Consider the following 8,328-nt stretch of genomic DNA (forward strand, 5'->3'; position numbering starts at 1 on the left):
TCCGGCTTAGCGTGTCAGGTTTTTGCCAGAAGCCGGCGCACGCCTTCTGTCACGTCCCGCTTCGCTCTGTCGGTCAGCGGGGAAGCCAGCATGTCGAAACCATGCACAGCGCGGGCATAGACGATGAGGTCCGTCGGCACCGCCGCTTGCCACAGGCGATGTGCAAACGTGACGTCCTCATCCCGGAAAAGATCAAGCGAGCCTGTCGTGATGATTGTAGGCGGCAGGCCGGAAAGATCCTGCATGAAGGCGGGGGATAAATAGCCAAACATGGGGTCATTATCAGCAAGGTTTCCGCGCACGGCAGCCCATGCGTGCTGGTTTTGCGCACGTGTCCAGACAAACTCTCCGGTTGTCGGGTCATCAGAGGGGGCGTCTGGTCCGCCAGTGCGCAGGTCCAGCATGGGATAAATCAAAAACTGGCCACAGAGCGGGATCTCCCCACGGTCCCGCGCGAGCAGAGCCGTTGCAGCAGCAAGGCAGCCCCCGCCACTATCCCCCATGACCATAATGCGGGTGGCGTCCACGCCCAATGTGCTGGCCTGATGATGCAACCAGACAAGCGCTGCATAGACGTCTTCTAACCCGCCGGGAAAAGGGGTTTCCGGAGCGAGCCGATAGTCCACAGACACAATTAACGCTCCTGTTTCCTGCGCCAGCCGACTGAGTGTTCCGGCCTGCATCTCAGGCGTGCCTGCAATCATCCCGCCACCATGGATATAGAGAATGGCAGGCATCGTCTGACTCTTTTGAGGAGGGTGGAACAGAAGCACACGCACATCGGGCGCGTCTTTTGGGCCGGCTATCAGGCGTTCCTCATAAGACACAGCATCAGAGTTCAGGAGAGCGGTTGTGCCCTCAGCCAGCGTGCGGCGAAAATCCATCAGGTCGTCATGGTCCGGATCGAACGCCGGGAAGGCCCCCACTCTGTCGCGTTGCGCGGCGTCAACCAGATGAAAGGTTGTCATACGGACCTCTCTTTGTATTATTTAAAGGGTATTTCTATAAGTTTCTGAATGAATGCGTTCAATAAACAGAGCAGCTATTCCCATTGTAAGCCGTAAAACGGAGGATTAAGTGTCACAAATCTGTGTCTCGGGGCGGGTGCGTGATCTGCTATTCTGACGAAATCATAAAAATGATTGGCTTCATAAGGTAACGTGCAATGGCAGATCCTCCGCGTAAGCAGGCTCCCTGTTCTGGAAAATGGTTTGCCGCCAAACGGTATGGTTACGGGGCAGGGCTTCCCATCGTCTGGCAAGGATGGGTTGCGCTCACCGTGTTCCTGAGCGTCACTCTTGGGACGACGTTCGGGATGCTCTTTCTGCGCCCAGACAAGCCGCTTCTGGTCTTGTCTGTTGTGACTCTTATCAATGTGATTGCAGTCGCTTTTTTCCTCTGGATCTGTAAATCCCGAACAGAAGGCGTATGGCGCTGGAGATGGGGTGATAAAGACTGAAACAGGTTTTCAGATCATAAAATTTAACGGAATTACGACGATGCAGGCCCGTAAAGCACGACAGCCCGCGATGAAGCCTATTCCATAGAGATCATAACGACTTCAGAGTCTTCGCAGGCAGCGCAAACTTTCGGCTTCCAGCAGGTGGATGTGTTTTCTCCTGTTCCGATGCGTGCAGGTAGGGTTTACGTGACACGCTCTGACAAAGATGTCTGGATCGGCGGCGATGTTGTGACCTGCGTGAAAGGGCAGATTTCTCTTCACCAAAAGCGATTTTCAGGAGTGCGCTGGCCCTGCCCGCAGGCAGAAACGGGTCATTTCCGGTGGGCAGAAAAGGCGCAGGGCAAAGCCAGGCCATAAGCCTGTACCGTTGCTGACGTAAAGCGTCATGCCGCCTACGCTATAGCGGCCAGAAACAAAGCCGTTATTGCCACGCGCCACCATGCGGGCGAGGCCCGGAAGCATGCCACCATGGGTATGGCCTGACAGTTGGAGAGCCACCCCTTGGTCGGCAGCATTCTGTGCGGTGCGGGGCTGGTGATCCATCAGAACGACGGGCGCGTTGGCCGGGCGGCCAGCAAGGGCTGCTTCCAGATCCGGGCCGGTCTGGCCATGGGCCGGGGCGGAGAGATCCGTCACGCCGGCAAGCACCAGATGCGTGCCATTGCGGGTCAGGACCGTATGGGCATTGAGCAGCATGGTCATGCCAAGGCCGGAGAGATGCTGCATCCACTCGCTATAATCGAAAAAATATTCGTGGTTGCCGGGAATCGCAAACACACCATCCGGCGCATGCAGATTTTTTAGCGGCGCAATATCAGCCCGACGCATGGCCACGGAGCCATCAATAAAATCCCCTGTCACAACGATCAGGTCGGCTCCGGCTGCATTGGCACGGTCCACAACAGCCTGCGTCCAGCGCGCCGGGAAGAGACGGCTAATATGCAGGTCACTGAGCTGGAGCAGGCGATAGCCCTCAAAAGTAGGCGGCAGGCCGGGAATTGTAACCGTAACGTCCCGCACCGGCGGCACCCGAATCGCTCCCGCAACCGCAATGGCAGCCAGCACAGCAGCGACACCCGCCGCAGCAAGACGCACGGAATCGGGAATGGAGACAAACTGCCAGCGCACCAGTGCGTCGATCAGCGCCCCCACATCCAGCACAATTTGCAAAAGCGCTAAAAACAGGATGGCCCCAAAAGCCCAGTTGAACAGGATAATCAGCGGGCGCGGGAATTCCGGCACAAACACGGAGCCGGAGGAAAGTTTGCTCCAGTAGAGATACTGGGATGCTCCCAGCATGAGGAGTGCCAGAGGGATTTTGAGCGCCAGAGGCAGAGAGAGCGGCCAGAGCCAGTTCAGGATCACAATCAGGCACGGCAAAGAGGCAGTCAGCAGCAAGACGATTGGTGTCCTTAACAGGCGGGGCAACAGAGCAGGGGATTATCCCTCGCTTTTGCCCGGCTGTCTGCCTTTCATCTCGTCCAGAACCCGATCAAACACATCAGGTCTCCCCAGCGCGCGGGCCAGCACAATCGCCCCCTGAATCCCCGCGACAATCTGCTCGGCCTGTTCCCGCGCAACCTGTTCCGTCTGGTGGGTGCGCTGCAAAGCGGTGGTCAGGGCCTGAACCCAGCGGGCAAAGTAGTCCCGGATTGCCTCGGCAAACCGGTCCCGACTGTCACTCAGCCCCAGCAACCCGACCAGACAAACCCTCTGGCCAGAAGCAAAATAAGCGCGCACGGCCACAAACATGGCGTCAATCGCTGCGGCCGGGTAAGCGGAAGTGAGCAGGGGCTGAAAAATCTCCGTTTCAAACCAGTGGTCAATACTGGCCAGAACAGCGGTCATCATCTCTTCTTTCCCACCGGGGAAGAAGTGATACAGGCTCCCTTTACCCAGCCCGGTAGCCTGAGAAATCAGGCTCAGGCTGGCCCCCTCATAGCCATGTTCCCGAAAGACTTCCGCCAGAAGCGGAAGACTATCGGCTTTTTCGGCAACCGTGCGCGCCATGGGTCTTAAAGGCCCAGTTCAGTCAGGGAGGGGAAATCATCCGGGCGGCGCGGGCCGGTCCACAGCAGTTTGCGGTCTGTCTTAAGGATCGGCATGTCATTGATGGAAGCAACGCGCCTGCGCATCAGGCCGTTCTCCTCAAATTCCCACAGCTCATTCCCATAGGAGCGGAACCACTGTCCGGTGCTGTCGTGCCATTCATAGGAAAAGCGCACAGCCATCCGGTTCAGCCTGAAGCCCCAGAGTTCTTTGACCAGCCGGTAATCCTGTTCCTTCTGCCATTTGCGGGTGAGGAAGGCGATAATCTCCTCACGACCGTGAATGAAGTCGGTCCGGTTGCGCCAGAAACAGTCCGGCGTATAGGCCTGCGCTACATGCGCTGGGTCCTGACTGTTCCAGGCATCTTCTGCGGCGCGGACTTTCTGGGGGGCCGTCTGTTCGGTGAAGGGGGGAAGGGGAGGTTTGATCATATGTGCGACTCTGTACCGTTTGGTTAAGAGTTTACCTATCAGTACAAAATGTAGTTATGCAAGCGTCATGCAGGCATAAAAAAACCGCCGCCGGAGAACCGGGGCGGTTTCAGAGGATGCGCTGTAAGGAGAAGTCTTACTGCTGTCCATCAAACGTAATGGAGTTGTCCTGCGCACCGCTGGTGATGGGGTGCGCATTTTCCGGAGCCTGCGCCAGCTGGGTTTCGCCGCCCTGCATCTGGGTCTTCTTGGCCCATGCCGTCATGACATCGTTGCGGGGGTTGCTGTTGCCACGCTCACCGGGAGCGCGCGCATAAATAAAGCCGTAGGTCGGGTAGATGGACCCGTAGGTGCCGGAGCGGTTGTTCAGGGCAACACGCACAGCGGACCAGTCATTGTTCGGGGAGACGTCAATCACCGGCACGTTGCGGCTGATGCCAGCCTGAGCCCAGTGAGACTGATCAATGATGATCGTGCGGCTGTTCACAACATTCCGCACCACGGCCACATGGCCCAGCGGCATGCGGCGAATGCCACGGAAGTTCAGCACGCTGCCTTCTTCCGGTGCGTTGCCGCGTTCATAAACGCCAGCGGCATTGTGCCACCAGTCCCGCGCATTGCCATGCAGCACGACGGCGGAAGCAGACTTGGCATAAGCAACACACTGAATGACGTGACCGCTACCATAGCCGAACCGGCGGCCAGAAGCCGGGTGCCAGCGGCCACCGGCGTAGCGGCCTGCCGCGTGGTAGGATGCGGTGGAAAAGGTGATTTTATGAACGGAACCATTCCGGTGCCCGTTGCTTACAGTATGACGAGCCTTTGCAGAGGCTGGCTGTATGAAGGCAGATAACGACAGAAGAGAAACAACGGCCATCGCGAGGTTGAATTTTCCGGGCCGTCTCTGTCGCATTTCAGCGTGCCTTCCCTGCATCACGGTTCAGTCAATGTGGAATTCAGGTATAAACATCTGCGCAAGTCAGGCAAGCGCTCATTGCGGGGCAAATTCGCATGAGGTTGGGTTTGCTGAATCGATGGGTCTAAAAACGGAAAAATAGGAATAAAATCCTATACCCTGCCACGACAATGCCTGAATTTCTTTATTTTGGGGCAGAGGGGAGAAAAGTTGCCGATCTGTTCCAGCCCCATGGATTCGACCCTGCTGTGGCATAGATGCCACGCCGAGCCACCTCCACGGAGCCGGAAAAGGCAGGCTTATTTGGTCGTCACAACCATGATTTCGACCAGAATGCGCGGGTCAGCCATCACAGCCTGCACGCAGGCGCGGGCCGGGGCACCGTTTTCCGGCAGCCACGCGCTCCACACCTTGTTCAGGGCGTCACGGTCCTTGATGTCTTTCAGCCAGATCTGGGCCTGAAGCAGGCGGGTGTTATCCGTGCCATGCTGTTCCAGCAGGGTGTCCAGCTGTTCCAGAATGTCACGGGTCTGGCCTTCCGCATCGGCGTCCAGATTACGGGCCACAACGCCCTGCGTGAAAATAAAGCCGTGATACTCAACCGCAGCAGACAGAATCGGGTTGGGGTTCGTGCGCAGAATTTTGCTCATAAGGATCTCTTCAGGTTTTCAGCGTATGCGCTGGCCGGCTCCGTGCCGACAGACCCTCAGTTTTCAGGGCGCAAGCCGTATGGTCAACCGGGGGCCTGTGCAGAACGGGCATAGGCGGCCAGTCGTTCCGGGGTGTCAAAATCTACCAGCTCCTCCGCACGGGCCATAACCCGATGCACGGCAGGGCCAAGCGCGCGCAGAATCTCCCGGCCTCCCCGGTCGCCCTGCACGGCGGCAAGAGCTGCAAACTGCGCCGCACCCCACACAACCGGATTGCCGGGTTTGCCGTCTCCCCGGTCTGGCGCTGTGGCTGGCGCTTTAAATTGCTCATGGTCTCGCAGCAGCGCGTTCAGCAACGCGACAGAAACCAGCGGCATATCGCCCAGACACACCAGCAGGGCAGACGCATGCTCTGCCTGCGCGACCTGCACCCCGACTCGCAGGGAGGCAGAAAGCCCGTCCTGTGCGTCCTGCGCAATTCGCGTTTCAAGCCCGGGTGTATTGGGAAAGGCGTCACTTATAAGAGAAGAGAGATCAGGCCGGTCAGGCGGAAGAATGACCACCACCTTACTCACCGTACTGGCCAGAACAGTAGCTATTGTCCGCACCAGCATCGGCACGCCCTGTGCATCCCGGGCCAGCAGTTTATGAGCCGGTGCTGTGCGGGAGGAACGTCCGGCCGCCAGAACAATGGCGAGCGGGGCGGCTTGCGAAGGCGTTACCACCCCGGATTGTTCGCAAGGGCCGCCTTGCGCCGCACCGCCACAATCTGGGCCAGAATGGACAAAGCAATTTCCTCAGCGCCAATCGCGCCAATCGCCAGCCCGACCGGACCGTGGATTCGGCTGATCTCCTGCTCGGAGAATCCAATCTCTCGCAAACGCTCAACCCGGCTCGCCTGTGTTTTGCGGGAGCCGAGCGCCCCGACATAAAAAGCCGGGCTCCGCAGAGCGACTTCCAGCGTCGGGTCATCCAGTTTGGCGTCATGCGTCAGGGTGACAATGGCTGTCATATTATCCACGCCAAGCTCTTCCAACGCGTCATCCGGCCATTCCGTCAGCAGCGTTTCCCCAGGAATAAAGCCGGGGAAGCGTTCCGGGGTGGCCAGCGCGGTGCGCGGGTCAATCACCACGGGGGAAAAGCCTGTCATCCGGGCCAGAAGAGCAAGATGCTGGGCAATATGCACAGCGCCCACAATCAGCAGGCGCGGCGGCGGGGTCAGCGGCTGCAAAAACCAGTCCAGTCCGTCTGCATCAGGTTCATTCCTGCAACGGCCAGAATTGAGACACGCCAGAGCCGCGGGAATCAGCTCCGCCGGAAAGCCCGGGGGCGTGGTTTCTGTTGTCAGGTCAGAGATTAAAAGATGTTTTACACCATCCAGCGTACGGGCCAGCAGCGCGCCGGTCCGGGCAGTCTGTTTGGCGCAGGCTGCGGCCAGCAACGCTTCAGGCAGCGTGCCGGAGGGGCAGGCGGGGGGGGAGTGTACAGCTTCCACCAGCACATCCAGCTTGCCGCCACAGGCCAGACCCACTTCCCACGCGCGGGCGCTGCTCACGCCGTAAGACAGCACTTCCGGTGGAGCGCCCTCCATAATGGCTTGCGCGGCCGTAATCACGTCGGTTTCCACGCAGCCGCCGCTCACGGAGCCTTCTACCCGGCCTGTGTCACTAATGGCCATCAGGCTGCCTGCCGGGCGCGGGGAACTGCCCCATGTGCCCACCACGGTGGCAAGGGCCACAGCATGGCCTTCCCGTGCCCATAAAAGAGCATGGTCCAGTGGGGTGAGCGGCTGAGGGGCGGAAAGAGGGACAATCATAAAATCCAGTCTATACCAGCCCTTGCAGGCTGTGCCCACGGAAGGAACGTGGGGTCAGGCCTGCCTTTGTGGCAGGTTTCCGTGGGGACGGGGTCTTGATAGGCAGGTGAACAACGCCCATGTCATAACATGAGTGCTATTAAGAGACTGAGGAGTGATTTCATGATTGAATCAAGAGACGGACGCGTCATTTACGTTGTGGCTGATGGCGGGAAAGTCCGTTTCCTGCATGATGGCGAAGGCAAAATGCACGATGTGCAGGACTTCGACAGCGAAAAACATGAAGCCACTCCGGGCAAAATGCCCACGGGTGCCACGCCGAAAGATGCAGCTAAAGACGGCTTTGCCCGCGTTGTGGCTGACCGTTTGAACGCGCTGGTGAACAGTGGCGAGAAGATTGATGGCTTCGTGTTGGCTGCTCCGGCTCCGGTGCTGCATGAAATCCGCCAGCATCTGAGCAAGCCTGCTGCTGCCAAGCTGATCAAGACCTTTGACAAGGACTTCACCAACATTCCGGCTCACGACATGCGCAAGCATTTCGATATCCCGGCAACAGGCTGGGTCCTGCCGTCCTGATTTCTTAAATCAGGAACGAGGTCTGAAAAAACTGCCCATGCTCAGCATGCGGCAGTTTTTTTATGGAAAAACCCTTTTAAGGTAAGGGGAGAGGCTGCGTGCAAACCGGCCATGGTCCCCATAGAGACGCATAGTTACAAGAAGGAGCCTGACGTCTTGCATTTAGTGTATCCCGACATGCAATTGCAGGTTCTGCCTGTTACCCCGTTCCGCCAGAACTGTTCCCTGTTGTGGGATGAAAACACCCGGCACGCACTGGTCGTGGACCCCGGAGGGGATGCGGACGTCCTGATGGACGTCATCCGCAAGCGGGGCCTGACGGTGGATGCGATTCTCCTCACCCACGGTCATCTGGATCATGCCGGTGGTGTTGCTCCCCTGTCCCGCGCTCTGGCTAAAGAGCAGGGCAAAGCGCCAACGATCATTGG

11 protein-coding genes (1 of these 11 cut by a window edge) are annotated in these 8,328 nt (G+C 58.5%); 3 read left to right on the forward strand and 8 right to left on the reverse strand.

Annotated features, from left to right (window positions below):
• Positions 1-14: 14 nt before the first annotated feature.
• Positions 15-968 (reverse strand): alpha/beta hydrolase, encoded by a 954-nt coding sequence (locus KP703_RS10025; RefSeq protein WP_215754715.1) that lies wholly within the window; start codon positions 966-968, stop codon positions 15-17.
• A gap of 197 nt (positions 969-1,165) precedes the next feature.
• Between KP703_RS10025 and KP703_RS10030 the strand changes: the two genes are divergently transcribed.
• Positions 1,166-1,459: a hypothetical protein gene (locus KP703_RS10030; RefSeq protein ID WP_215754716.1), complete on the forward strand. Its 294-nt coding sequence runs from the start codon at positions 1,166-1,168 to the stop codon at positions 1,457-1,459.
• Positions 1,460-1,735: 276 nt separating this feature from the next.
• Here KP703_RS10030 and KP703_RS10035 read toward each other — a convergent pair whose 3' ends face one another.
• The 7 genes from KP703_RS10035 to KP703_RS10065 all read right to left on the reverse strand — a co-directional run bounded on the left by KP703_RS10035 (position 1,736) and on the right by KP703_RS10065 (position 7,324).
• Positions 1,736-2,860: a metallophosphoesterase gene (locus KP703_RS10035; protein ID WP_252353994.1), complete on the reverse strand. Its 1,125-nt coding sequence runs from the start codon at positions 2,858-2,860 to the stop codon at positions 1,736-1,738.
• A 42-nt stretch (positions 2,861-2,902) separates the two neighbouring features.
• Complete coding sequence (locus KP703_RS10040) at positions 2,903-3,472, reverse strand: TetR/AcrR family transcriptional regulator (RefSeq protein ID WP_215754718.1); 570 nt, start codon at positions 3,470-3,472, stop codon at positions 2,903-2,905.
• Positions 3,473-3,477: 5 nt separating this feature from the next.
• Positions 3,478-3,942 (reverse strand): nuclear transport factor 2 family protein, encoded by a 465-nt coding sequence (locus KP703_RS10045; RefSeq protein ID WP_062142204.1) that lies wholly within the window; start codon positions 3,940-3,942, stop codon positions 3,478-3,480.
• A gap of 136 nt (positions 3,943-4,078) precedes the next feature.
• Positions 4,079-4,855, reverse strand: a complete 777-nt coding sequence (locus KP703_RS10050; protein WP_062142203.1) for a CHAP domain-containing protein — start codon at positions 4,853-4,855, stop codon at positions 4,079-4,081.
• 302 nt (positions 4,856-5,157) lie between these two features.
• Positions 5,158-5,508, reverse strand: coding sequence for a RidA family protein (locus tag KP703_RS10055; protein WP_062142202.1), 351 nt, complete (start codon positions 5,506-5,508; stop codon positions 5,158-5,160).
• A gap of 83 nt (positions 5,509-5,591) precedes the next feature.
• Positions 5,592-6,233: a nucleotidyltransferase family protein gene (locus KP703_RS10060; RefSeq protein WP_215754719.1), complete on the reverse strand. Its 642-nt coding sequence runs from the start codon at positions 6,231-6,233 to the stop codon at positions 5,592-5,594.
• A complete protein-coding gene (locus KP703_RS10065) occupies positions 6,227-7,324 on the reverse strand; it encodes an XdhC family protein (RefSeq protein WP_215754721.1) in 1,098 nt (365 codons plus the stop codon). Before KP703_RS10065 ends, KP703_RS10060 begins: the two co-directional genes overlap by 7 nt.
• A gap of 162 nt (positions 7,325-7,486) precedes the next feature.
• Between KP703_RS10065 and KP703_RS10070 the strand changes: the two genes are divergently transcribed.
• Both KP703_RS10070 and KP703_RS10075 read left to right on the forward strand, forming a co-directional pair.
• A complete protein-coding gene (locus KP703_RS10070; protein ID WP_062142200.1) occupies positions 7,487-7,900 on the forward strand; it encodes a host attachment protein in 414 nt (137 codons plus the stop codon).
• 156 nt (positions 7,901-8,056) lie between these two features.
• Positions 8,057-8,328 carry the start of an MBL fold metallo-hydrolase gene (locus KP703_RS10075; RefSeq protein WP_082779499.1) on the forward strand. 403 nt of this gene lie beyond the right edge of the window, so 272 of the gene's 675 nt are visible here — the first part of the coding sequence; the start codon lies at positions 8,057-8,059; the stop codon falls past the right edge of the window.

The sequence above is a fragment of the Acetobacter sp. P5B1 genome (genome assembly GCF_018811985.1).
In the GTDB taxonomy this organism is placed as follows: domain Bacteria; phylum Pseudomonadota; class Alphaproteobacteria; order Acetobacterales; family Acetobacteraceae; genus Acetobacter; species Acetobacter cerevisiae.

What these genes read in the sequence shown, in the direction of transcription:
- KP703_RS10025 (WP_215754715.1), bottom strand. Translation starts at nt 968, where the DNA reads ATGACAACCTTTCATCTGGTTGACGCCGCGCAACGCGACAGAGTGGGG.
- KP703_RS10030 (WP_215754716.1), top strand. Translation starts at nt 1,166, where the DNA reads ATGGCAGATCCTCCGCGTAAGCAGGCTCCCTGTTCTGGAAAATGGTTT.
- KP703_RS10040 (WP_215754718.1), bottom strand. Translation starts at nt 3,472, where the DNA reads ATGGCGCGCACGGTTGCCGAAAAAGCCGATAGTCTTCCGCTTCTGGCG.
- KP703_RS10045 (WP_062142204.1), bottom strand. Translation starts at nt 3,942, where the DNA reads ATGATCAAACCTCCCCTTCCCCCCTTCACCGAACAGACGGCCCCCCAG.
- KP703_RS10050 (WP_062142203.1), bottom strand. Translation starts at nt 4,855, where the DNA reads ATGCGACAGAGACGGCCCGGAAAATTCAACCTCGCGATGGCCGTTGTT.
- KP703_RS10055 (WP_062142202.1), bottom strand. Translation starts at nt 5,508, where the DNA reads ATGAGCAAAATTCTGCGCACGAACCCCAACCCGATTCTGTCTGCTGCG.
- KP703_RS10065 (WP_215754721.1), bottom strand. Translation starts at nt 7,324, where the DNA reads ATGATTGTCCCTCTTTCCGCCCCTCAGCCGCTCACCCCACTGGACCAT.
- KP703_RS10070 (WP_062142200.1), top strand. Translation starts at nt 7,487, where the DNA reads ATGATTGAATCAAGAGACGGACGCGTCATTTACGTTGTGGCTGATGGC.